At 72.1% G+C, this 22,621-nt stretch carries 26 protein-coding genes and 2 riboswitches; of the genes, 17 read left to right on the top strand and 9 right to left on the bottom strand.

Going from position 1 to position 22,621, the window contains the following annotated elements:
* Nucleotides 1–6: 6 nt before the first annotated feature.
* The 6 genes from Acor_RS18720 to Acor_RS18695 all read left to right on the top strand — a co-directional run bounded on the left by Acor_RS18720 (nucleotide 7) and on the right by Acor_RS18695 (nucleotide 6,202).
* The gene (locus Acor_RS18720; protein WP_155337972.1) at nucleotides 7–513 is read left to right on the top strand and encodes an FHA domain-containing protein; all 507 of its coding nucleotides are present in this window, start codon (nucleotides 7–9) and stop codon (nucleotides 511–513) included.
* A gap of 28 nt (nucleotides 514–541) precedes the next feature.
* The gene (ftsR, locus tag Acor_RS18715) at nucleotides 542–1,207 is read left to right on the top strand and encodes a transcriptional regulator FtsR (RefSeq protein ID WP_155337971.1); all 666 of its coding nucleotides are present in this window, start codon (nucleotides 542–544) and stop codon (nucleotides 1,205–1,207) included.
* Between the two features lie 74 nt (nucleotides 1,208–1,281).
* Nucleotides 1,282–1,758 carry a bifunctional nuclease family protein gene (locus tag Acor_RS18710; RefSeq protein WP_155337970.1) on the top strand — a complete coding sequence of 159 codons (477 nt, stop codon included), beginning with the start codon at nucleotides 1,282–1,284 and terminating at the stop codon, nucleotides 1,756–1,758.
* A 146-nt stretch (nucleotides 1,759–1,904) separates the two neighbouring features.
* Nucleotides 1,905–2,522: a MerR family transcriptional regulator gene (locus tag Acor_RS18705; RefSeq protein WP_218034357.1), complete on the top strand. Its 618-nt coding sequence runs from the start codon at nucleotides 1,905–1,907 to the stop codon at nucleotides 2,520–2,522.
* A gap of 38 nt (nucleotides 2,523–2,560) precedes the next feature.
* Nucleotides 2,561–2,653: riboswitch (glycine riboswitch) on the top strand.
* Nucleotides 2,654–2,762, top strand: a riboswitch (glycine riboswitch).
* 59 nt (nucleotides 2,763–2,821) lie between these two features.
* On the top strand, nucleotides 2,822–5,617 hold the full coding sequence (gene gcvP / locus Acor_RS18700; RefSeq protein ID WP_155337968.1) for an aminomethyl-transferring glycine dehydrogenase: 2,796 nt from the start codon (nucleotides 2,822–2,824) through the stop codon (nucleotides 5,615–5,617).
* A 90-nt stretch (nucleotides 5,618–5,707) separates the two neighbouring features.
* A complete protein-coding gene (locus Acor_RS18695) occupies nucleotides 5,708–6,202 on the top strand; it encodes a hypothetical protein (protein WP_155337967.1) in 495 nt (164 codons plus the stop codon).
* Nucleotides 6,203–6,209: 7 nt separating this feature from the next.
* On the opposite strand, the gene Acor_RS18690 is transcribed toward Acor_RS18695, so the two are convergent.
* A complete protein-coding gene (locus Acor_RS18690) occupies nucleotides 6,210–6,548 on the bottom strand; it encodes a hypothetical protein (RefSeq protein WP_155337966.1) in 339 nt (112 codons plus the stop codon).
* Nucleotides 6,549–6,640: 92 nt separating this feature from the next.
* On the opposite strand from Acor_RS18690, the gene Acor_RS18685 reads away from it, so the two are divergent.
* Complete coding sequence (locus Acor_RS18685) at nucleotides 6,641–7,273, top strand: alpha/beta hydrolase family protein (RefSeq protein ID WP_155337965.1); 633 nt, start codon at nucleotides 6,641–6,643, stop codon at nucleotides 7,271–7,273.
* Here the strand turns inward: Acor_RS18685 and Acor_RS44435 are convergent.
* A complete protein-coding gene (locus Acor_RS44435; RefSeq protein ID WP_246238749.1) occupies nucleotides 7,227–7,427 on the bottom strand; it encodes a DUF5999 family protein in 201 nt (66 codons plus the stop codon). The two genes, Acor_RS18685 and Acor_RS44435, sit on opposite strands and share 47 nt — an antisense overlap.
* A 255-nt stretch (nucleotides 7,428–7,682) precedes the next feature.
* On the bottom strand, nucleotides 7,683–8,258 hold the full coding sequence (locus Acor_RS18680; protein ID WP_155337964.1) for a TetR/AcrR family transcriptional regulator: 576 nt from the start codon (nucleotides 8,256–8,258) through the stop codon (nucleotides 7,683–7,685).
* Nucleotides 8,259–8,464: 206 nt separating this feature from the next.
* On the opposite strand from Acor_RS18680, the gene Acor_RS18675 reads away from it, so the two are divergent.
* From Acor_RS18675 to Acor_RS18650, 6 genes are all read left to right on the top strand, one after another.
* Entirely contained in the window at nucleotides 8,465–9,178 is a 714-nt protein-coding gene (locus Acor_RS18675) for a hypothetical protein (RefSeq protein WP_155337963.1), read from the top strand.
* Nucleotides 9,175–9,915 carry a hypothetical protein gene (locus Acor_RS18670; RefSeq protein WP_155337962.1) on the top strand — a complete coding sequence of 247 codons (741 nt, stop codon included), beginning with the start codon at nucleotides 9,175–9,177 and terminating at the stop codon, nucleotides 9,913–9,915. The genes Acor_RS18675 and Acor_RS18670 overlap by 4 nt, the downstream gene beginning before the upstream one ends.
* The gene (locus Acor_RS18665) at nucleotides 9,915–11,120 is read left to right on the top strand and encodes a hypothetical protein (protein ID WP_155337961.1); all 1,206 of its coding nucleotides are present in this window, start codon (nucleotides 9,915–9,917) and stop codon (nucleotides 11,118–11,120) included. The genes Acor_RS18670 and Acor_RS18665 overlap by 1 nt, the downstream gene beginning before the upstream one ends.
* A 7-nt stretch (nucleotides 11,121–11,127) precedes the next feature.
* A complete protein-coding gene (locus Acor_RS18660) occupies nucleotides 11,128–11,313 on the top strand; it encodes a hypothetical protein (RefSeq protein ID WP_155337960.1) in 186 nt (61 codons plus the stop codon).
* A 131-nt stretch (nucleotides 11,314–11,444) separates the two neighbouring features.
* The gene (locus Acor_RS18655) at nucleotides 11,445–11,804 is read left to right on the top strand and encodes a hypothetical protein (protein WP_246238747.1); all 360 of its coding nucleotides are present in this window, start codon (nucleotides 11,445–11,447) and stop codon (nucleotides 11,802–11,804) included.
* A gap of 63 nt (nucleotides 11,805–11,867) precedes the next feature.
* A complete protein-coding gene (locus Acor_RS18650; RefSeq protein ID WP_155337958.1) occupies nucleotides 11,868–12,620 on the top strand; it encodes a VOC family protein in 753 nt (250 codons plus the stop codon).
* Here Acor_RS18650 and Acor_RS18645 read toward each other — a convergent pair.
* The 3 genes from Acor_RS18645 to Acor_RS18635 all read right to left on the bottom strand — a co-directional run bounded on the left by Acor_RS18645 (nucleotide 12,617) and on the right by Acor_RS18635 (nucleotide 15,602).
* The gene (locus Acor_RS18645; protein ID WP_155337957.1) at nucleotides 12,617–13,939 is read right to left on the bottom strand and encodes an RNA polymerase sigma factor; all 1,323 of its coding nucleotides are present in this window, start codon (nucleotides 13,937–13,939) and stop codon (nucleotides 12,617–12,619) included. The two genes, Acor_RS18650 and Acor_RS18645, sit on opposite strands and share 4 nt — an antisense overlap.
* Before the next feature lie 186 nt (nucleotides 13,940–14,125).
* Nucleotides 14,126–14,434, bottom strand: coding sequence for a hypothetical protein (locus Acor_RS18640; protein WP_155337956.1), 309 nt, complete (start codon nucleotides 14,432–14,434; stop codon nucleotides 14,126–14,128).
* A 49-nt stretch (nucleotides 14,435–14,483) separates the two neighbouring features.
* Entirely contained in the window at nucleotides 14,484–15,602 is a 1,119-nt protein-coding gene (locus Acor_RS18635; RefSeq protein WP_155337955.1) for an AMP-binding protein, read from the bottom strand.
* 125 nt (nucleotides 15,603–15,727) lie between these two features.
* On the opposite strand from Acor_RS18635, the gene Acor_RS18630 reads away from it, so the two are divergent.
* The 3 genes from Acor_RS18630 (at nucleotide 15,728) to Acor_RS18620 (ending at nucleotide 19,072) form a co-directional block, all read left to right on the top strand.
* Complete coding sequence (locus Acor_RS18630) at nucleotides 15,728–16,660, top strand: o-succinylbenzoate synthase (protein ID WP_155337954.1); 933 nt, start codon at nucleotides 15,728–15,730, stop codon at nucleotides 16,658–16,660.
* 19 nt (nucleotides 16,661–16,679) lie between these two features.
* Nucleotides 16,680–18,338, top strand: a complete 1,659-nt coding sequence (gene menD, locus Acor_RS18625; RefSeq protein WP_155337953.1) for a 2-succinyl-5-enolpyruvyl-6-hydroxy-3-cyclohexene-1-carboxylic-acid synthase — start codon at nucleotides 16,680–16,682, stop codon at nucleotides 18,336–18,338.
* Between the two features lie 101 nt (nucleotides 18,339–18,439).
* Nucleotides 18,440–19,072: a DedA family protein gene (locus tag Acor_RS18620; protein WP_155337952.1), complete on the top strand. Its 633-nt coding sequence runs from the start codon at nucleotides 18,440–18,442 to the stop codon at nucleotides 19,070–19,072.
* On the opposite strand, the gene Acor_RS18615 is transcribed toward Acor_RS18620, so the two are convergent.
* Together Acor_RS18615 and Acor_RS18610 are read right to left on the bottom strand one after the other, a co-directional pair.
* A complete protein-coding gene (locus Acor_RS18615; RefSeq protein ID WP_155337951.1) occupies nucleotides 19,053–19,796 on the bottom strand; it encodes a GntR family transcriptional regulator in 744 nt (247 codons plus the stop codon). The genes Acor_RS18620 and Acor_RS18615 overlap by 20 nt on opposite strands.
* A 42-nt stretch (nucleotides 19,797–19,838) precedes the next feature.
* The gene (locus Acor_RS18610) at nucleotides 19,839–20,564 is read right to left on the bottom strand and encodes an SRPBCC family protein (RefSeq protein ID WP_155337950.1); all 726 of its coding nucleotides are present in this window, start codon (nucleotides 20,562–20,564) and stop codon (nucleotides 19,839–19,841) included.
* A 97-nt stretch (nucleotides 20,565–20,661) separates the two neighbouring features.
* On the opposite strand from Acor_RS18610, the gene Acor_RS18605 reads away from it, so the two are divergent.
* Complete coding sequence (locus tag Acor_RS18605; protein ID WP_155337949.1) at nucleotides 20,662–21,273, top strand: IMPACT family protein; 612 nt, start codon at nucleotides 20,662–20,664, stop codon at nucleotides 21,271–21,273.
* Nucleotides 21,274–21,279: 6 nt separating this feature from the next.
* Here the strand turns inward: Acor_RS18605 and Acor_RS18600 are convergent, their stop codons facing one another.
* Nucleotides 21,280–22,500, bottom strand: a complete 1,221-nt coding sequence (locus Acor_RS18600) for an isochorismate synthase (RefSeq protein ID WP_422664815.1) — start codon at nucleotides 22,498–22,500, stop codon at nucleotides 21,280–21,282.
* Nucleotides 22,501–22,621: the final 121 nt, after the last annotated feature.

The raw sequence follows: 22,621 nt of genomic DNA, 5'->3' as shown, positions 1-22,621 counted from the left end.
CGTTCGATGCCCAGCGTCTACTGCACGCAGTGCGGTCACCCCAACCCCGAGGATGCCCGTTTCTGCTCTCGATGCGGTTCGCCGCTGAGCCCGCCGGCGCACCAGGTGGTGCCGGACACGACCTCGACGATCTCACTCGAAGCCGTGGACGAGGCCACCGGGCAGACGCTGCTGCCGGATCGTTCCGCGGTCGAGCAGCTGCCGCCGGGCACCGCGCTGCTGGTCGTCATGCGCGGGCCGAACGCGGGCAGCCGGTTCCTGCTCGACAGCGACCTCACCACGGCGGGTCGCCACCCGGAGAGCGACATCTTCCTGGACGATGTGACCGTGTCCCGGCGGCACGCCGAGTTCAACCGGCGCGGCGGCCAGTTCACCGCCCGGGACGTGGGCAGCCTCAACGGCACCTACGTCAACAGGGAACGCATCGAGGAGTTCCCGCTGGCGGGCGGCGACGAGGTGCAGATCGGTAAATTCCGGTTGGTGTTCCTCACCCGCGGCCCTGGAGGGCCGTGACCGCTGGGTGAGAGGGGGATGGGCAGCGATGGGCGCTGAGGCGATCAGGGCGTACATGAGCATCGGGGAGGTGCTCGCCCTGCTGCAGGGGGAATTCCCCGACGTCACGATCTCCAAGATCAGGTTTCTGGAGGGGGAGGGGCTGATCGAGCCCCAGCGCAGCCCGTCCGGATACCGCAAGTTCACCCACGACGACGTCGAGCGGCTGCGCTTCATCCTGACCGCGCAACGCGACCAGTACCTTCCGCTGCGGGTGATAAAGGACCAGCTGGCCGACGCGCCCGGCCCGCGCGCGGTGGGCGCGGAGACGCCGCCGATCCGGCTCACCCGCGAGGAGCTGCTGGCCGCCGCCGAGATCGACGAGGAGACGCTGGCCGAACTGGAGAGCTTCGGCCTGGTCCCCGCCGGGGTCCAGCCCGGCGCGCGGCGCTACGACGCCGACGCGCTGGACGTGGCCCGCTGCGTCGGGCGGCTGGCCAGGTTCGGGCTGCACGCGCGGCATCTGCGCGCGGTGAAGGCCGCCGCCGAGCGGGAGGCCGGGCTGCTGGAGCAGGCGGTCGCGCCGCTGCTGCGCCGCCGCGCGCCCGGATCCCTCGACCACGCCGAGGAATCCGCGCGCGAAATCTCCGGACTTCTCCTGCGTTTGCACGCCGCTCTCCTTAATGGCAGTGTTCGTGGCGTTCTCGGGCGCTGACAACGCGTCTCGCTCTCGGGTGTTACGTTGAATGCACTGGTGATATATGCCGCATCCCGGAGAGTGAGTCGCCCGTGTTGCAGATGGAGGTCGTGGGGGTACGCGTAGAGATGCCCTCGAACCAGCCGATCGTCCTCCTGAAGGAGACGAACGGTGATCGGTACCTGCCGATCTGGATCGGCATGACCGAGGCGACCGCGATCGCGCTGGCGCAATCCGCTGACGACCCGCCGCCCCGGCCGCTGACGCACGACCTGTTCCGCGACGTCCTGGCCGCCTTGAAGATCGAGCTGGTCAAGGTCAACATCGTCGCGCTCCGGGACGGGATCTTCTTCGCCGACCTGGTGTTCTCCAACGGCGTAACGGTCAGCGCGCGGCCCTCCGACTCGATCGCGCTGGCGCTGCGCACCCCCGGTGCGTCGATCTTCGCCAGTGAGGACGTGATCCGCGAGGCCGGGGTCAGCATGCCCGACGACCAGGAGGACGAGGTGGAGAAGTTCCGCGAGTTCCTGGACAACATCACGCCGGAGGACTTCGGACGTGCCGGTTGAGATCGGTCGATTTTTCGGCTTCACGACGCGCCGATGGCGGTCGTTGACTGAGGCTGGCGCCAGTCCTACCGTGCAAGGGAAACCACGGTTGTAGTTCAAGAACCCCCAGATCAGGCCGTGGGATGAGAGAAAGCCGGAGGTCCGCAGTGGCGGTCAGCAGCGGCGAGGGTAAGACGGCCGGGCATGATCCGGCTCAGCGCGAGTCGGCGCGGGAACGCGCCGGTGAGCAGGGCTTGCTGTTCGACGAGCGGCCCGCTGCGATTGCCGACGACATCGGCTACCGCGGCCCCACGGCGTGCTCGGCGGCCGGTATCACCTACCGTCAGCTCGACTACTGGGCCCGCACCGACCTGGTCCAGCCGACCATAAGAGCCGCCCAGGGCTCCGGCTCCCAGCGGCTCTACAGTTTCCGCGACATCCTCGTGCTCAAGGTCGTCAAACGCCTCCTGGACACCGGGGTCTCGCTCCAGCAGATCCGTACCGCCGTGCACCACCTGCGGGAGCGCGGCGTCAACGATCTGGCTCAGATCACCCTCATGAGCGACGGGGTGAGCGTCTACGAGTGCACCTCGGCGGACGAGGTGATCGACCTGCTCCAGGGCGGGCAGGGCGTGTTCGGGATCGCACTCGGACGGGTGTGGCGCGAGGTCGAGGGATCGCTCGCGGAGCTGCCGGGGGAACGCGCGGAGGTCGGTCTCCCGTCTGAGGCCGACCACCCTTCCGACGAACTGGCGCAGCGGCGACGCGCCAGGAAGACCGGTTGAGGGCATACACCTGGGTAGCGGTATTGTGTAGCTGCCGACGACCTTGTGCGGGAGAGTCCCTTCCTCCGGGAGGGGCGCCGAAGGAGCAAACCTCCCCGGAATCTCTCAGGCACCGGTACCGCACGGGCGAGGCGACTCTGGAAAGCGGGCCGTTCAGCCAGGCGGCCACACCGAAGGGGAAAGCGGGGCACCTCATCAGGGCCCGGTGAAGCTCTCAGGTCCGATGACAGAGGGGGAGACCCGCAGAGCGACCGGTTCAGCCGGGCGCGCTGGTCTCGACGCCGCTGGAGGCCCCTGTCATGACTGTTTTCCCGGAATTCGCTGGTCGTCACATCGGCCCTTCCGACGCTGAGCAGGCCCGTATGCTGGCCGCCGTCGGTTACGCCACCGCCGGGGACCTGGTCTCCGTGGCCGTCCCGAAGGCGATCAGGACCACCGAGCCGCTGGCTCTGCCGCCCGCGCTGAGCGAGGCCGAGACCCTGGCCGAGCTGCGCGAACTCGCCTCCCGCAACCGGGTGCTGACCTCGATGATCGGGCTCGGCTACCACGACACGATCACGCCGGGCGTGGTGCTGCGGAACGTGCTGGAGAACCCGGGGTGGTACACGGCGTACACGCCGTACCAGCCGGAGATCTCGCAGGGGCGGCTGGAGGCGCTGCTCAACTTCCAGACGGTGATCACCGATCTGACCGGCCTGGACGTGGCCGGGGCCTCGCTGCTGGACGAGGGCACCGCCGCCGCCGAGGCGATGACGCTGGCGCGGCGGGCCTCCAAGGCCAAGAGCGCCGTGTTCGTGGTGGACGCGGACGCGCTGCCGCAGACCAAGGCCGTGCTGGCCACCCGCGCCGAGCCGCTCGGCATCGAGCTGGTCGAGGCCGGCCTGGACGGCGAGCTGCCCGACTGTTTCGGGGTGCTGGTGCAGTACCCGGGGGCGAGCGGCCGGGTCGCCGACTTCCGCGCGCTGGCCGAATCGGCACACGCGCGGGGGGCGCAGGTGGTCGCCGCCGCCGACCTGCTCGCGCTGACGCTGCTGGAGACCCCCGCCGCGCTCGGCGCCGACATCGCGGTCGGCTCCTCGCAGCGCTTCGGCGTCCCGTTCGGGTACGGCGGCCCGCACGCCGCCTACCTCGCCGTCCGGGAGGGCCTGCAGCGCCAGCTGCCCGGCCGCCTGGTCGGGGTGTCGGTGGACGCGGACGGGCGGCGGGCCTACCGGCTCGCCCTGCAGACCCGTGAGCAGCACATCCGCCGCGAGAAGGCGACCAGCAACATCTGCACCGCGCAGGTCCTGCTGGCCGTGATGGCCTCCATGTACGCGGTCTACCACGGCCCCGACGGCCTGCGCCGGATCGCCAGGCGGGTGCACGGGCACGCCGCCCTGCTCGCCGAGGGACTGCGGGCCGGCGGCGTCGAGGTGGCGCACGCCGCGTTCTTCGACACCGTGCTCGCCCGGGTGCCCGGCCGGGCCGCCGACGTCGTCGCGGCGGCCCGCGCCCACGGCGTCAACCTGCGCCTGGCCGGCCCGGACCACGTCGGCGTGGCCTGTGATGAGAAGACCACGTACGCGCACCTGGAGACGGTCTGGGCGGCTTTCGGGGTCCCCGCCGTGTCCGGCACGCCGGAAGCGCTCCCGGCGGCGCTGGAGCGCACTGCGGGCTTCATGGAGCACCCGGTGTTCCACACCCACCGCTCCGAGACCGCCATGCTGCGCTACCTGCGCAAACTGCAGGACAAGGACATCGCGCTGGACCGGTCGATGATCCCGCTCGGGTCGTGCACGATGAAGCTCAACGCGACCACCGAGATGGAGCCGATCACCTGGCCGGAGTTCGCCGGGATCCACCCGTACGCGCCGGCCGACCAGGCCGCCGGATACGCCGAGCTGATCGAGACGCTGGAGCGCTGGCTGGCCGAGGTGACCGGCTACGACGCCGTCTCCATCCAGCCCAACGCCGGCTCGCAGGGCGAGTTCGCCGGGCTGCTGGCCATCCGCGCCTACCACCGCGACCGCGGCGACCTCGGGCGGGACGTCTGCCTCATCCCGTCCTCGGCGCACGGCACCAACGCGGCCAGCGCCGTCATGGCGGGCCTGCGGGTGGTCGTGGTGGCCTGCGACGACGACGGCAACGTGGACCTGGCCGACCTGGACGCCAAGATCGGCAGGCACCGGGACGCGCTCGCCGCGATCATGGTGACCTATCCGTCCACGCACGGCGTGTTCGAGGAGGCCATCGCCGACATCTGCGCCCGGGTGCACGACGCGGGCGGCCAGGTGTACGTGGACGGGGCCAACCTGAACGCGCTGGTCGGGCTGGCCAAGCCGGGCGAGTTCGGGGCGGACGTGTCCCATCTGAACCTGCACAAGACGTTCTGCATCCCGCACGGGGGCGGCGGGCCCGGCGTCGGCCCGGTGGCGGTCAAGGCGCACCTGGCGGCGTACCTGCCGGGGAAGGGCGTCGGGGCGGTCAGCTCGGCGCCGTACGGGTCGGCGGGGATCCTGCCCATCTCGTGGGCGTACGTGCGGATGATGGGCGCAGAAGGGCTCAGGGCGGCCACCGAGCAGGCCATCCTGTCGGCCAACTACCTGGCCGTGCGGCTCGCCCCGCACTACCCGGTGCTCTACACCGGCAAGGACGGGCTGATCGCGCACGAGTGCATCATCGACCTGCGCCGGATCACCAAGGAGACCGGCGTGACCGTGGACGACGTGGCCAAGCGGCTGGTCGACTACGGCTTCCACGCGCCGACCATGTCGTTCCCGGTGGCGGGCACGCTGATGATCGAACCCACCGAGAGCGAGGACCTGGCCGAGCTGGACCGGTTCGTGGCCGCCATGATCGCGATCAAGGGGGAGATCGACAAGGTCGGGTCGGGTGCGTACGACCGGGAGGACAACCCGCTGCGCAACGCGCCGCACACCGCCGACTGCGTCACCGCCGACGAGTGGGCCCACCCTTACACCAGGTCCGAGGCCGCCTACCCGGTGGCGTCGCTGCGGGACTGGAAGTACTGGTCGCCGGTGCGCCGGATCGACCAGGCGTACGGGGACCGGAACCTGGTCTGCGCCTGCCCGCCGCTGGACTCCTACGAGGACTGAATTACGTTCCCTTTGCGCATGTCTGCCGCGCCGTTGGGCCTGTAATCGTTAAGATCTCGATGATCCTTTCGTATTGGAGGCGCCCCCCTCATGACGGCCATCGATCCGCGAGCGGTCCGGCAGCTCGACGAGGCACGCCGGCTCTACGAGGCGGGGCAGCTGGATCAGGCGGCCGCCATCTTCGCGGCGGTGGCCGCGGACGAGCAGGCGGCCGACCGGGACCAGGCCGCGGCCGGGCTCGCGGTGGTGGCCGAGCGGATGGCCGAGATCCTGCTGGAGGAGGGCGAGCCGGGCGAGGCCGCCGACCTGCTGCTGGAGGCGCTGGGCGTGCCCGGGGTGGCGGAGTCGGCGCGGCTGCGGGTGCTGCTGGGCATCGCCCATCTGGAGCTGGCCTGCGCGGAGTTCGCGGGCGCGGTCGAAGCCGGGCCTGACACCGACACGGCCGCGCTGGCGATCGAGCTGCTGGCCCGCACGCTGCCGCTGCGCGGGCGCGACGGCGACGCCGAGACGGTCTGGCGGTACGGCCTCGACCACGAGGACGGCGCCCTCGCGGCCCAGGTCAGACAGCGGCTGGACCGGCCCTGAACCGGTACTAGCTCCGGCGGCGGCCCAGCGCGTACGCCAAGTTGATGAGCACGACGCTGCCCATGGTCATGAACAGGCCGACCACGCCCGCGTTCGAGGAGGCGATGGCCGTCAGCGGGATGGCGATGCCCAGGGACCCGAGAGCCACCGGAATGTGAGAGTTGTCGGGCTTGGGGGGCTTGTGGCCCTGATGGGTGGCCACCTCTGCCCGGACCCGCGCGGTGATCTCGCGGTCCAGTTTCTCCAGGAACGAGTCGACGAGCGCGTCCTCGTAGTCGGGACCGAGGTCCCGGCGGGCTTCGAGGGTGGCTCGCAGTTCTTCACGGGGCAAATGAGTGTCCGGCACGAGTCAAATCTGTCACACGCCCGGCGAGACGGCATCCTCCGTTCGGAGGACCGGTCCGTACTGCCGGGGGCGGAGCCCACTAGCGTCGGACCATGGAGATCGAGACGCCGCATGGCCCGGGACGGGTGGAGATCGACGACGCGGCGCGGCCGTGGCTGCTGCTGGCGCTGACGCACGGCTCGGCCGGGGGAGTGGAGTCGGCCGACCTGCTGGCGGTCCGGGACGCGGGGGCGGCGGCCGGGGTGAGCGTGGCCCGGATCGTCCAGCCGTTCCGGCTGCGGGGAGCGCGGGCGCCAGGGCCCGCGGTGAAGCAGGACGAGGCGTGGCTGGCGCTGACGGCGGCGCTGCGCGGGCTCAGGCCCGGATTGCCGCTGGTCCAGGGCGGGCGGAGCAACGGCGCCAGGGTCGCCTGCCGGACGGCGGTGGCGGCCGGGGCGGTCGGCGTGGTGGCGCTGGCCTTCCCGCTGCACCCGCCGGGCCGGCCGGAGCGGTCGCGGGCGGCGGAGCTACGCGGGGCGGGCGTGCCCGTCCTGGTGGTCAACGGCGACCGGGACGCGTTCGGGGTGCCGGACGGGGCGGACGCGGACCGGCTGGTGGTCCTGGCCGGAGAGGGTCACGAGCTCAGGAAGGATCCGGCCCGGGTGGGCGCGGAGGTGACGGGCTGGCTGGAGGAGCGGATCAGGCCGCGCTGCTCGCCAGGTCGGTCGGCCGGTGGGGGGCGATGACGACACCGTTCGGGAGCAGCTCGCCGGTGTCCTCGAACAGGACGACACCGTTGCACAGCAGACTCCACCCCTGCTCGGGGTGGGCCGCGACGGTACGGGCGGCTTCTCTATCCTTCGCTTCCGCGGTCGGACAAGACGGGTCATGAGGGCACATCGCCGGGGCTCCGTGTCTTTCTCGGTTCGCTCGTTGACGGATCCCTCAGGTGTACGGGGGACGAGCGCAGTGGGTTGACGTGTATCAGTGGACTACACCAGTGTGCGGTAGGTCACTCTCGGGGGACATAGCCCGTTAGGACGATTTTCAACCGGTCCAGTAGGACGACCCCCGACGTGTGATCTGCGACACAAGAGTGCCCTACGGATGATAACGCCCCAAGCGCGACACGCCGTCGTTCCGGTAAATGAGTGGTTACATGCCACCCGGGCGGGCTAGACCGGCCAGGACCGCGTCCAGGCCGCGCTCGAAGTCCTCGTCGCCGGATTCCACCCGGGCGTGCTCCACCGTGGCGTCGGGATCGGCCCAGCCGGAGCGCTGGACCTCCACGGCGACGCTGCCGAACATGTAGGCCCGCAGCGTCCTGACGGCTCCCGCCGGGTCGGGCAGGCCCGCCTCGCGCAGGTGCTCGACCTGTCTGGCGATGGCCGCCAGGGCCATGCCCTTCGGCGGTTTCGTCAGCGCCAGGGCCAGCACGCCCGGGTGCTCCAGCAGCGCGGCGCGCCCGGCCCTGGCCCAGGCGCGGGCCACCTCGGGCCAGTCCCGGCCGGACGGTTCGACCTGGATCGCGGTGACGTGCTCGGCCAGCGCGTCCATCAGCGCCTCCTTGCCCCGGGGCAGGTGGTGGTAGATGGCCATCGCCTCGACCTGGAGCGCGTCGCCGAGCCGCCGCATGGTCAGCCGCCGCAGCCCCTGGCCGTCGGCGATGTGCAGGGCCGCGTCGATGATGCGCTCCCGGGAGAGCGGGACGGGCGGTCGCTTGGCTGGCATGGCGAGCATCCTGCCACAGAACCTTACTTCGTACAGGCAGCCGCGCGGTACTTTAGCCAGCTCTGAGAATTCCCTCTTTGTCTTGAAGGCCGCAACTATTGTCAGATATTCCGTCACACCCATAAACGGCTTTTGCCGGGTAAGGTCAGAGGCGAGAGGTGGTGAATGGCCGGAAAAGGGGGGCCAGTATGGGACGGAATGACGAAATGACCAGGGGAGCGCGCTGGAGCGCCAGGTGGAACGGCTGGCGGGACGCGCGCCGGGGGCTCCCGGTCGCCGACCGGGACGACTGGCTCCGCGCCGGTCTGGACCGGCTCGGATACGTGCGCAAGCTGCGCTGCGAGGCGGAACGGGTGCAGTGGGAGCTGCTCGGCCAGTGCGCGGAGGCCCGGGCGGCGATGGTCGCGTGCGCCTACCGGGTGCTGACCGCCGGCCCGCTGCCGGTGGTGCCGGCCCAGGGCCCGGTGCCGCCCGCCGTGCCGATGTCGCAGGAGGTCGTGAAGGAGGCCAGGGCGCGCAAGCGCGCGGACGAGCGGGCCCACGAGGAGCGGCGCAGGCGCGACCACGACCGGGAGGAGTTCCTGCGCGCGCTGACCGCCTGGGAGCGCGTCCGCGACCAGCAGCGCGCCCACGCGCACACGGAGATCAAGCGCATAGAAGGACAGCTGGGGCTTTACCTGGCCACACTCGTCCGCGCGCACAAGGGCAGAGGCCGGACAGAACAGGCGCCCGCCGAGGCGGGAGCGCTGATCGAGCCGCTCCCCGAATGGTCGCGGAATCTGCCGCAGCACGAGGCGGACATCGTGAACCGGGCGCTGGCCCTGCTCAGCCTGAGCCCGCTCCGGCCACCCGAGCCGCGGGCGGAGACCCGCGTGTGGAACCCCAGGCAGTCCGTCCCCAAGGGAGACGACCCATCGTGATCAGAGCAACATCCGCGGCCCTGCTGCTGGCCGCCCTGGTGGCCTGCGGCCCCGGCCCGGCTCCGGGCGCGTCCGCCGAGTCGGTCTGCGGGGCGCTGTTCGACAGCACCACCTTCCGGGAGAACTACGGCCTGGACGCCAAGCTGGAGACGGAGTTCCCGGCCGCGCTCAAGCAGCAGGGCTGCGCCCGCGTGCACATCGCCTCGATCCGGGGCGTCGCGGACGGCGCCTGCTCGATCGACTCGGCCCAGGTCGAGCCGACCACCCCCGGCGGCCCCGCCCAGCTCGACGGCGACCGCAAGGTCCTGGTCGCCCGCGCCAGGACCCGGATCGACGGCCAGCTGGCCTGCGCGGAGCAGCCGGGCACGCCGCCCGGCTCCGACGTGGTCGGCGCGCTGCGGGTGCTGGCCGCGCACGTCCGGGCCGACCGGCGCGACCGCGAAGGCGTCCAGCTGCTGGTCTGGAGCGACATGGGCCAGCGCGACGACAAGATCAACATCTACGCGAAGGACGCGCTGGCCACCCCGGCCGCCCGCAAGGAGATCATCGAGATCCTGGCCGCGCGCGGGCTGCCCAGGCTGGACGGCGTCACCGTGCGGATCTTCGGGTTCGGCACCGGGGTCGCCAAGGACGCCACCAGGGAGAGCGACCTGCGCAGCTTCTGGGACGAGCTGTTCGCCGCCTCCGGCGACCCGGCGGTGGCCGGGGTCGAAGGCGTCGGAAGGGAGACCGTCTGATGAGCCGTCCGCGACTGCCCGGCTGGTTCCGCCGCCGGCCGGGGACGCCGTCCCCGGCCCGGCACCAGCCGCCGGACCCGGGGATGCCCGCCGACGTCGGGCTGGACGTCGCCCGCGGGCCCCTGTTCGGCCCCGAGCCCGATCCTTCGCTGCTGCGCCTGCAGGCCGAGCAGGCCGGGCTGCGGGACGGCGAGCGCCGGATGTTCGACGAGTACAGCTTCGTCAGCGACAGCCGCCCGCCGTACCTGCGCGAGCTGGACGCGCGCCGGGAGATGGAGATCCACGAGGCCGGGATCCGGGCCAAGGCGGAGCTCAACCTGATGGACGCGCACGAGGCCCGCTACCACGGCGAGCGGATCGACGCCGAGGAGCGGGTCAGGATCGCCACCGAGGAGCTCGCCGAGGCAAAGGAGCACGAGAAGGCGCTCCTGGACGAGCTGGGCATGCTGCACAGCGACGGCGGGCGGCCCGCCGCCAAGTGGGTCGGCTCGCGGGCGCGCAAGAAGGAATGGCCCGCCAGGGCCGGCCTGGTGCTGATCATCATGCTGCTGGCCGGCGTGGAGATCCCCATTCACTTCGGCTCCTTCTCCTACCTGCGCCACCCGGTCGAGATGACCTGGGTGCTGGCCGCGGCCGTCTCGTTCGCGCTGATCCTCGGCCCGCACTGGGCCGGGCACTGGGCCCGCGGCCGGTACGTGCCCGGCGGCGGCAAGGTCCCGGTCGCCGGGTCCGTCGCCATCATGCTCACCTGGCTGGTGGCCGTGATCACCCTGGCCCGGTTCCGGCAGGTCACGCTCAGCCTGCCCGTCTCCGACGACGTCGACACCACCGACCTGCTGGCGCAGGCGGGGTTCACCGGCGGCTGGTCGGTGCTGATGTTCGCGGCGGTGCTGCTGCTCAGCGGGGCCATCGCGTTCATGCTCGGCTTCATGGCCGAGCACCCGCACGTGAAGGCGATGCGGGCGGTGGTGGCCGAGCGCAAGGCCGCCGAGCGGCTGGCCGGCGTGGCCAAGCGGGACCGGGCCGTGGTCCAGCACAAGGTGGACACCGGCCAGAAGCGCAGGGACGGGCTGCTGGAGTCGTGGCGGCAGCGTGAGGAGGTCATCGGGCACATGTTCGACGCGGCCGAGTTCGCCTACCGCAACGGCGTCGCCCAGGTCGGCGGGCATCCCGACATCACCGACGCGGCCGGGAACCTGAGGTGATCAGGCGGTGATCCGGCTGTGGTGGTGGACGGAGCGCGGGTTCGCGGGGGAGCCCGCGCGCTGCCCGCACTGCGGCGAGCGGCTGGAGCTGTGCTCGCGCTGCCGGGGGGACTGGCGCCTGGCCGAGGCCGCCTGCGGGGGCTGCGGTCTCGGCTGGGTCTGCCCCAATCACCTGCACCGATGGGTCGCGTGAGCAGGCTGGCCGCCTCGGTGACGCCGCAGTGACGCCTCGGTGACACGGCCGTGCCCGGGACGGCGTACGCTACCGGCAGTAAGCGTTGGACAGAGTTTGAGGGGCTGACGATGGCGTTTTTCCGTCCGCGTGTGAGCCGGGAGGCGGAGGTTCGCTACCACGCCGACCAGGAGGCGGCGAAGGGCTATCCGGCGATGCTGGAGAAGGCCAGGGTGGCGGAGCGGGAGTTCCGCGCGGCGCAGGGCGCCGACGTGCCGGGGGCCGAGCTGCGGGCCGCCGGGGTGGCGCTGGACCAGGCGATCTCGGGCGCGCTCCGATCGGCCGAGTCGGCCCAGCGGGCCACCTTCGGGGTCAAGGCGTACGACGACAGGATCCGCCGCAGGAAGGGCCGGGCCACGCCTGAGGGCGCCAAGTGGACCGCCGAGGTGGACCGGCTGCGCACGCTCCGCGAGGAGCACCGGCTGACCGGCATAGTCCGGGTTCCCGGATAACCGATCCGGCAACATCCGGGCACGTTCCGCCGCCGGAGCTTACGGTGAGGAACGGGAGGGCGGATGGCCGGAAAGGCGCGTTACGCGGCGGGTAAGCCGTGCTGGGTGGATCTCGGCACGGGGGACCTGGCCGGGGCGGAGGAGTTCTACCACGGGCTGTTCGGCTGGGAGTTCGAGCCGCGGGGGCGTACCCACTCGACCGCGCTGCTGCGCGCCCAGCCGGTGGCCGGTCTCGGGCCGGCCAGGGAGGCCGGGTGGGTCACCCACATGGCGGTGGACGATCTCGACGAGACCGTGAAACAGGTCGTGCACGCGGGCGGGCGGCTGCTGGCCGGGCCCGACCAGGTCTTCGACGAGGGCCGGGAGCAGGGCTGGGGCGCGTTACTCGCCGACCCGGCCGGGGCGACCTTCGGGGCCTGGGAGGAACGCGACTTCCCCGGCGCGGCCATGCACCATGTGCCGGGCACGTTCTGCTGGCACGAGCTGGCCGTCCGGGACGCCGAGGCGGTCGCCGGCTTCTACCGGCAGGTGTTCGGCTGGCAGGGCCGCGTCTCCGGCGACTACACCGAGTTCGACCTGCGCCGGCCCCGCGAGACGGTGACCGGCATGGTGGAGATGACCGACGCGTGGCCCGCCGAGATCCCGCCGCACTGGATGGTCTACTTCGCGGTCGCCGACTGCCTGGCCGCCGCCGACCGGGTGGAGGATCTCGGCGGGGTGATCGAGATCCCGCCGTTCGCGCTGCCGTCGGGGCGGGCGACCGTGGCCGCCGACCCCCAGGGCGCGGTGTTCTCGCTGATCGAGCTGACCAGCTAGCTGGCCCAGTCCAGCAGCGGGATCGTGTTGCTGGGGTGACGCAGCTTGGACAGCGACTCCTTCTCCAGCTGGCGGATCCGCTCCCTGGTCAGGCCCAGGTGCTTTCCGATCTCGTCCAGGGTGTGCGGCTTGCCGTCGGCCAGCCCGAAGCGCAGCGCCATGATCCGGGCCTCACGCGGGGACAGGTTGGACAGCACGCCGCGCAGCTGCTCGGCCAGCAGCTGCCGGTCGACCACCTCGGAGGCCTCCAGCGAGTCCACGTCCTCGATCAGGTCGCCGATCCTGGTCTCGCCGTCCTCGCCGATGGTGGAGTCCAGGCTGATCGGCTGGCGGCTGGTGCGCAGCAGCTCCTCGATCTGGTCGGGCGTGCGGTCCAGTTCGGCGCCCAGCTCCTCCGGCGTGGGCTCGCGGCCCAGGCGCTGGTGCATGTCCCGCTCGACGCGCGACAGCTTGGACAGCATCTCCAGCACGTGCACGGGCAGCCGGATCGTCCTGGCCGAGTCGGCGAAGCCGCGCTGGATGGCCTGGCGGATCCACCACATCGCGTAGGTGGAGAACTTGAAGCCCTTGGTGTAGTCGAACTTCTCGACCGCCCTGATCAGGCCGAGGTTGCCCTCCTGGACCACGTCGAGCAGGGCCATGCCGCGGTCGGTGTACTTCTTGGCGACCGAGACGACCAGGCGGAGGTTGGCCTCCAGCATGTGGTCCTTGGCGCGGCGGCCGTCCTCGATCACCCACTCCAGGTCCTCGCGGAAGCCGGGGGGCAGCCGGCGGCCGGACTCTTCGGCTTCGTCCAGTTTGTACTCGGCGTACAGGCCGGCCTCGATCCGGCGGGCGAGCTCGACCTCCTGGGCGGCGGTGAGCAGGGTGCGGCGGCCGATCGACTTGAGGTAGGTGTGGACGGAGTCGCCCATCACCGAGGTGTTGTCGTCGATGTCGACCTGGACCTCGGCTTCCGCTTCGGCCTCCGCCTCTACCGCTGCCTCTACCGCCACCTCGACCGCCACGGCCGCTACTTCGTCGGCGTCGAACTCCTCCTCGGCGGCGATCTCGGTGGCCGCCTTCTTGGGCGTCTTGCGCGCCCTGGGCGTCTTGGCGGCCTTGGCGGCGCCGCCCGTGTCGGCCAGGCTCACCCCGGCTTCGGTGAGTTCGCGCAGCAGGGCGCGGCCCTCGGCGGGGCTGACGCCCGCCTGGGTGAAGGCCCTGCGCAACTCCGACAGGGAAAGGTGACCCTGCGCACGGCCTCGCTCAAGGAGCTGGTCGAGCGTCGTGGGGGTCGTCTCTCGCGCCGGCGAGGTCGCCACGGCGGTTCGGGGCATGAGGACACCTCCTCCTTGACTTCATGCATAAAGTGGTTCTGGATGGGTCGTTCCGGCTCGATCAGGGAGTCGGCGGCGGTGGCTCGTCGCTCCGGCGTGCCAGTAGCAATAACGCCTTAAGGCGTGATTTGTTCCCAGGAACACCAGACTGCCGGGGCGGTGGTTGGGCCCGCCCGGGGGGTTGAATCAGTTGGGCTTGATACTGATGGACACTTCCGGAATCGGCATCGGCTGCGCGCCTTCCAGCCGTTCCCTGGTCCAGTATTCGGTGACTTGCTGAGGATCGACCGACAGCGGGTTCGAGACCACGTTCTCAGGATTGGGCTCCGGCTCCGCGCCGGGCTCCTGCTCGGGGGTCGCGATCGTGACCTCCTTGAGCTGGAGCGGCTGCTTCAGCCGTCCGGCCGAAGCGGTGTGCGCCACGGCCACGCCGCCCACGAGGATCACGCCGACGACTCCAGCGGAGATCAGCATCCTGGGGGTCGGGAACAGCATGGGCACGTCCTCCTGGTGGTCGCCTTACGCAAGCTATGACGAGCGCAGGTCACATTTGGTTCCGCAAGAGGACCATATCCGGTTTGCCGTTGGCCAGCAGCGGGAGCGAACGAACGCGCATGACCGCACGTGGCGCGGCGTATCCGGGCAGGCGCTCCTTGGCGAAGGCGCGCAGTTCCTCCAGCCCGGCGGGCCCCGCGACGACCGCCACCACGATCTCACCCCACTCGGGGTCGGGGCGGCCGAGCACGGCCACCTCGTCCACGCCCGGATGTTCGGCGAGCACGGCGGCGACCGCCCCGGCGACCACCTTCTGGCCTCCGGTGTTGATCACGTCGTCGGCCCGGCCGAGCACGGTCAGCCGGTCGCCCGCCCAGACCCCGAGGTCGGAGGTGCGGAACCGCCCGCCGCCGAACGGCTCCCCGAACCGGTAGCCGGCGAACAGCACGGGACCGCCGATCAGGATCCGCCCGTCCGCGTCGATTTCGAGATCTACATTGTCAAGGGGCCTGCCGTCGTACACGCAGCCGCCGCTGGTCTCGCTCATCCCGTACGTCGTGACGATCCCCGGATGGGCGGCCAGCAGGTCAGGGGGAGCCGCCGCCCCGCCCAGCAGGATCGTCCGGAACCCGGACAGGTCGGCGCCCGAATCGAGGAGCCGCCGCAGCTGGGTCGGCACCAGTGACACGTGCGCGGCTCCCGACTCGGTCACCGCGGCGGCCGAGAACCGCTCGTGCACGATTGGCGCGGTCTCGCTCAGCATCGCCCTGACCATTACCTGAAGGCCGGAGATGTGCGAGGTCGGCAGGCAGCACAGCCACCGCTCACCACCGGCCGCGCCGATCCGCTCCAGCGACGCCGCCGCGGACGCGACCAGCGCGGACGCGGCCAGCTCGACACCCTTGGGATCCCCGGTGGAGCCCGACGTCGCGATGATCACGGCGACCTCGTCCCGGGCGGGCGCGCCCCCCGCGACCCGTTCGACGCCGTCCGGGGTGACCACATGGGTCGGGCGCAGCGCGTCCAGAGCCGCCTTCAGCGCCGCCGCGGGCAGGCCGGGGGAGAGGGGCAGGATCGCCGGCCCCTCGCCGAAAACGGCGTTCCGCACCGAATCCAGGAGTTCGGGGCCGGGCGGGAGCAGCAGGGCATGGAGCGCGCGTTCTGGCACACCCGCCAGATTAGCCCCGCGTCCCCGGGACGTGCGGTTACGGCGCGGCGGCTGGGAGGCGGTTGAAGGGTGATGCGAGGCTTGTCTCCCTTACCGGCACCAGCCCTGTGGAGGCGAGCGCGACGATGACGACGCGGGTCTTCGGCATTCCCATGAGCCTGCGGTTCCGCGGCCAGACGCTCCGGGAGGGGGTGCTGCTGCGCGGCCCGGCCGGGTGGGGCGAGTTCTCGCCGTTCCCCGAGTACGGCCCCGCCGAGTGCGCCCGCTGGCTCGCCTGCGCCCGCGAGGCCGCGTTCGAAGGCTGGCCGGAGCCGGTCCGCGCGGCGATCCCGGTGAACGCCACCATCCCCGCCGTCCCCGCGGCCCAGGCGTTCGAGCTGGCCAGGGCGTCCGGCTGCGCGACCGCGAAGATCAAGGTCGCCGAGCGCGGGCAGAGCTTCGCCGAGGACCTGGCCCGGGTGGAGGCCGTCAGGGACGCGCTCGGCCCCGCCGGGCGGATCCGGGTGGACGCCAACGGCGCCTGGGCGGTGGACGAGGCGGTCCGGCGGCTCAAGGAGCTCGACCGTTTCACCCTGGAGTACGCCGAGCAGCCCTGCGCCACCCTGGACGAACTCGCCCGCGTCCGCCGCCGGGTGAGCGTCCCGATCGCGGCCGACGAGTCGATCCGCCGGGCCGAGGACCCGCTCCGGGTGCGCGCCGCCGAGGCCGCCGACATCGCCGTGGTCAAGGTCCAGCCGCTGGGCGGGGTACGGAACGCGCTGCGCGTGGTGGAGGCGTGCGGACTGCCCGCCGTGGTGTCCAGCGCGGTGGAGACCTCGGTGGGACTCGCCGCCGGGCTCGCCCTGGCCGCCGCATTGCCCGAATTGCCGTACGCTTGCGGCCTCGGGACCATGTCCCTCCTGACCGGGGACGTTGTGGTGGACTCACTCACCCCGGTGGCCGGGGAGATCGCCGTACGGCGCCCGGAGGTGGACGAGGCCGCGCTGGCGCGCGTCGAGATCGAGTCGCCGGAGTGGGTTCGACGGATGGAGGAGGCGGCCGCATGGCTCGCGCGCTGAACCGGCCCGGGGGTCTGTCGTGAATCCGGCCACCGCGCTGGCGGGGGTGCTCATCGACGAGCTGGTCCGCTGCGGGCTCACCGAGGTCGTGCTCGCCCCCGGCTCCCGCTCCGCTCCGCTGGCCCTGGCCGCGCACGCCGAGTCCCGGCTGCGCCTGCACGTGCGGATCGACGAACGCTCCGCCGCCTTCCTGGCGCTCGGCCTGGCCAAGCGGGCCGAGAAGCCGGTCGTGCTGATCTGCACCTCCGGCACCGCGGCCGCCAACTTCTTCCCGGCCGTGATCGAGGCCCACGAGTCCGGCGTGCCGCTGCTGGTGCTCACCGCCGACCGGCCGCCCGAGCTGCGCGGCACCGGCGCAAATCAGACCATCGACCAGGTGAAGCTGTTCGGTTCGGCGGTCCGCTGGTTCGCCGAGGTGGGCGTGCCGGAGGATCGGCCCGGCCAGGTCGCCTACTGGCGGTCGCTGGCCTGCCGGGCCCACCAGCGCGCGGCCGGCCCGATGGACCCGGGCCCGGTCCACCTCAACGTGGCCTTCCGCGAGCCGCTGATCCCCGACGGCGACTCCACCTGGTGTGAGTCCCTGGAGGGCGACGTCAACGGCCCGTGGATCAGGTCCAGGGTCGCGCCGCCGTCGGCGGCGCTGCACATCTCGCCGACCCGCCGCGGTGTGCTGGTGGTCGGCGACGGCGCCATCAACGTCCGCCGCTACGTGGCGGCGGCCGGCATGGCCGGCTGGCCGGTCCTGTCCGAGCCCAGCGGCAACGGCCGGTACGGCGACCACGCCATGTCCACCTACCACTTCCTGCTCGCCAACCCGGCCTTCGCCGAGGCGCACGTGCCCGAGGTGGTGGTCACGCTGGGCCGCCCCGGCCTGTCCCGGCCGCTGCTGTCCTGGCTGAAGCGCGCCCAGGAGCACATCGTGGTCGCCCAGGACCTGACCAGGTGGCCGGACCCGACCCGGTCGGCGACCCAGGTCGCGCAGGCGGTGGAGATCCCGGTCACGGCCGGCGACGACGAGTGGCTCAACTCCTGGCGGCACGCCGACCTCACCACCCGCGAGGCCCTGGACGAGGTGCTGGACTCCTCGGGGACGAGCGAGCCAAGGACGGCCCGCGACCTGGGCGCGCTGCTGCCCAACGGCGCCCAGCTGTTCTGCGGCTCCTCGCTGCCGATCCGGGACCTGGACTGGGCGATGCGGCCCCGGCGCGGGCTGCGGCTGCTGGCCTGCCGCGGCGCGTCGGGCATCGACGGGGTGGTGTCGGCGGCGATCGGGGCCGCCCTCGCCCACAACGGCCCCTCCTACGCGCTGATCGGCGACCTGACCTTCCTGCACGACCAGAACGGGCTGATCCTCGGGCCCAGGGAGCCCCGGCCCGACCTCTGCCTGGTGGTCGCCAACAACGACGGCGGCGGGATCTTCTCGATGCTGCCGCAGGCGTCCCTGGGCGCGCCCTTCGAGCGGGTCTTCGGCACGCCGCACGGCGTCGACCTGGGGTATCTGGCGGCGGCCACCGGCACGCCTTACACCCGGGTGGAGGAGCCGGACGAGCTGTCCAGGGCGATCAAGGGCGACGGCCTGCGGATCGTGGAGGTGCGGACCGACCGGGCCGCCTCGGTGGCGGTGCGGGGCGGGATGCGGGAGGCGGCGCACGCCGGGCTGGTGTCCCTCGGCTACTGACGGTGGCCTGCAGGCCGATCGCAAGCCGGGCCTGCCAGGCTCCCGTTCGGAGCAGCCTCCCGGTCGAGGGAGAATAGCTGTCTCGACCGACAGGGGTGAGCATGCACGTCGATGAGTGGTTGCAGTCGATTCCGGCCATCTGGGTGTACGCGCTGGTCGGCGTGGTCATCGGCCTGGAGAGCCTCGGAATCCCCCTGCCCGGCGAGATCGTGCTGGTCAGCTCGGCGCTGCTGGCGGCCAAGGGCGTGGTGAGCCCGGTCATGGTGGGGGTCTGCGCGAGCGTGGGGGCCATCGTCGGCGACTCGATCGGCTACCTGATCGGGAAGAAGGGCGGGAAACCGCTGTTCGACCGGCTGGGGCGGCGGTTCCCCAAACACTTCGGGCCCGCGCACATCGCCAGAGCGGAGACGATGTTTCAGCGGTACGGGATGTGGGCGGTGTTCTTCGGGCGGTTCGTGGCGTTGCTGCGGATCCTGGCGGGGCCGCTGGCGGGGGCGCTGCGGATGCCGTACTGGCAGTTCCTGGTGGCGAACGTGCTGGGCGGGATCGCCTGGGCGGGCGGCACCACGGCGGTCGTGTACCACCTGGGCGTGGTCGCCGAGCAGTGGCTGAAGGGCTTCTCCTGGGTGGGGCTGGTGGTGGCCGTCCTGTTCGGGATCGGCACCACGCTGTGGCTGAAGAAGCGGGTCGCCGCGCGCGCCGTCGCGGAGGAGGTCAGCGCTCGATCAGCGTGACCTCCAGGGAGTAGTGCGAGGCCCGGTAGGCGTGCGAGCCGTGCTCGACCGCGCGGCCCTGGTCGTCGTAGGTGGTCCTGACCATGGTGAGCAGCGGCGCGCCGCGGCGTTCGCCGAGCAGGCGGGCCTCGGCGGGGGAGGCGGCGCGCGCGCCGATGCGCTGGTTGGCCACCCGCATCCGGACGCCGGCGGTGCGCAGCAGCTCGTAGAGGCCGCGTTCGGCCAGCGCGCCGGCGGTCAGCGGGGCCAGGCCGAGCGGCAGCCAGTTGCGCAGCAGCGCCAGCGGCTCCCCGGCGGCCGAGCGCAGCCGTTCCAGGTGCAGGACCTCGGTGCCGGCCGGGACGGCGAGCACGGTGGCCACGCTCTCGTCCGCGGCCGCCGTGCCGAAGGACAGGACCCGGGTGGCGGGGTCCTGTCCCGCGCGGCGCAGGTCGTCGTAGAGGCTGGTGAGCTCGACCGAGCGTTTGACCTGGCCGTGCACGACCTGGGTGCCGACGCCGCGCTTGCGGACCAGCAGCCCCTTGTCCACCAGGTACTGGATCGCCTGCCGGATGGTCGGGCGGGACAGGCCGAGCCGGTCGGCCAGCAGGATCTCGTTGTCCAGCCGGGATCCCGGCGTCAGCTCACCTGAGCTGATCGCCTCCGAGATCTGCTCGGCCACCTGGAAGTAGAGGGGCACCGGGCTCGACCGGTCCAGGTCGAATTCCAACCGCGTCGAGGTCACTCTCCGAGATTACCGGAGGTCAGAATGTCATGACAAATGCGGTCAGCCGAGGCGGCGGACGAATTCGTTGATCCGCTCGCGCCATTCCGGCAGCGCCGTCCCGGGGTCGTCGGCGGCGGTGACGACCAGGCGGGCGCCATGCCCGGTCCCGGCCGACAGGTGGTATTCGGCGGACGGCCAGTCGGCCGCCTCCAGGGCCGCCAGCGCGGTGGGGATCGGCTTGGTGAGCTGGCGTTCGAAGCGCACACCTTCCGGCGTCGTGGTGCCCTCGTCCAGGTGGAAGCGGGTGACGTATTCCTCGTGGAGTTCCGGGAAGTTGCCCTCGGGCGGGGTGAAGGGGCGGCCGTCGAGGAGGAACTCCAGCGCGACGAGGCAGGTCTGCCAGCCGGAGGCGTAGCTGGCGGCGGCGTACCGGTCGTCGAAGGTGTGGGTGAAGATCAGCTGGCAGCCGCCGGGGGTGGGGCGGAGCTCGAAGCGGATCAGGTCCTCGCTCTCCCTGGGCATCGAGGTGGGGGCGTGCTCGCTGAAGGCGAAGACGCGCGGCGGGTCCAGCTCGGTGATCGTGGCCTTCAGCATGGTGCCCGCGCCGTCGTCGAAGACGATCGTCCCGCCGGGGCGCGGGTCGAGCTCGGTGGCCGGGAACGGGTACCAGGCGCTGAGGCCGCCGGGGTCGGTGATCGCGTGCCAGACCTTCCCTGGCGGGTGCGCGAGCGGGCGTTCCATCCGCAGCACGGATCGGCCGTCCACGGTGTTCAGGGTCTCGTTCATCGATCGTCCTCCGTCTCTACGCGGGTGCTTGCAGTGTACCGGGCGGCCGAATATCGGACATACTTTGTAAAGGTGGCAGCCTGGTTACGCTGGGCTCATGCCGTACACCACCATCAGCGAGGTCGTGGAGCACGAGACCGAGGTGCGGCGGTCGCGGTTCCTGTGCGCGCTGGCTCCGGCGGGGTCGGAGGAGGAGGCGCGGGCGTTCATCGCGGCGCGCCGGCGGCGGGACGCCTCGCACAACTGCACCGCCTACGTGATCGGCACCCGGGCCCAGCGGGCCGACGACGACGGCGAGCCCGGCGGGACGGCGGGGACGCCGATGCTGGACGTGCTGACCCGGCGCGGGTTCGCGGACGTGGTGGCCGTGGTCACCCGCTACTTCGGCGGCGTCCTGCTCGGCGCGGGCGGCCTGGTCCGGGCGTACGGCGGGGCGGTGGGGGAGACCCTGGACCGGGCGTCCCCGGTGCGGATGGTGCCGGCCCGGCTGGTCACGGTCACCATCGACCACGCGCACGCCGGGCGGCTGGAGAACGACCTGCGCGGCTCAGGACATCCGCCGCGCGGCGTCGCCTACGGCGGCCAGGTCGCTTTCGAGGTCGCGGTCGCCGAGAGCGGCCTGCCGGGTTTCACCGACTGGCTGGCCACGGCGACGGCCGGGCGGGCGGTCGCGGCGCCGGGCGCGGGGCTGCACCTGCCCGCGCCGTGACGGGGGTCACCCCTCCAGCGCGTACCGCATGACCCGCAGCTTGGCCTGGGCCTCGGCGAGTTCGCCGGCCGGGTCGGAGCCGCCCATGATGCCGCAGCCGGCGAACAGGCGGGCGCGGTCGCCGGTGATGGCGGCGCAGCGCAGGGCGATGCCCCATTCGCCGTCGCCGCGGGCGTCGATCCAGCCGACCGGGCCTGCGTAGCCGCCGCGGTCCATGTCCTCGCGTTCGCGGATGACCTCCAGCGCGGTCGCGGTGGGGGTGCCGCCGACGGCGGCGGTGGGGTGCATGGCGGCGACCACGTCCAGCACGGACGCGCCGTCAGAGAGCCGCCCGGTGACGCGGCTGGCCAGGTGCTGCACGTTGGGCAGCACAAGTAATTCCGGGTCGTCGGGCACGTCCAGGGTGCCGCAGAGCGTGGCCAGCGCGTCCCGGACGGAGGCGACCGCGCAGGCGTGCTCGTACCGGTTCTTGGCGGAGCCGAACAGTTCGGCCGGGTCGGCGCCGCTCGGTGAGGTCCCGGCCAGGACCAGTGACTCGATGGCCCGGCCGGTGTGCCGGACCAGGAGTTCGGGGGTCGCGCCGACCAGTCCGCCCGCCGGGCCGCCGATGGAGAAGGTGTAGCACTCGGGGTAGCGGGCGGCCAGCCGGGCCAGCAGGGCGCGCGGGTCGATCCTGCGGTCGGCGGTGGCGATCAGGTCGCGGGCCAGCACGACCTTGTCGAGCCGGCCGCTGTTGATCTCCTTGACCGCGGTGGCGACCGCGTGCTCCCACTCCATGGTGGTGAGCGCGCCGTCGCTGTAGCGGATCCGGCCGGGGGTGCGGACGGGGGTGACCAGGTCGAGGGTGTCCTCGCCGATGGTGGTCAGCCAGGCGCGGCCGTCGCGGCGGGCCAGCACGGTCTTGGGGACGACGAGGGTGGAGCCGGCCGAGTCGGGGTCGAAGGTGAAGGAGCCGAAGGCGACCGGGCCTGAGCCGGGCAGGCCGACCGGGTCGTGGATGTCGGCGGCGCGGAAGATCGAGGTGAGCCAGGCGCGGGCCCAGGCGAACCGGCCGGGGCCGTGCGGGACGGTGACGCGGGCCGCCTCGCCCCAGCCGACCAGGCCGTCGCCGTGCCGGACCCACGCGAAGGGGGCGTTGTCGGGGAGGCGCGCGATCAGGTCCCCGGGGTCGCCTACCGGAACCGTGCGAACCACCATGGGACGTTTTAGTCCGAGAGCGACACTCACTCCACACACTCTACGCAGAAACTGAACGTGTTCGACATTGGGTGCCCCTTGGGCGGGGGCTCCACGTCAAGTGGCGATAGGAACTTGGTCATGGAAGCGACGACTGCCCGGACGGTGATAG

It is taken from the genome of Acrocarpospora corrugata, from assembly GCF_009687845.1.
In the GTDB taxonomy this organism is placed as follows: Bacteria; Actinomycetota; Actinomycetes; order Streptosporangiales; family Streptosporangiaceae; genus Acrocarpospora; species Acrocarpospora corrugata.
The sequence above is the reverse complement of the archived record's forward strand: the minus strand, read 5'-3'. Positions and strand labels throughout refer to the sequence as shown.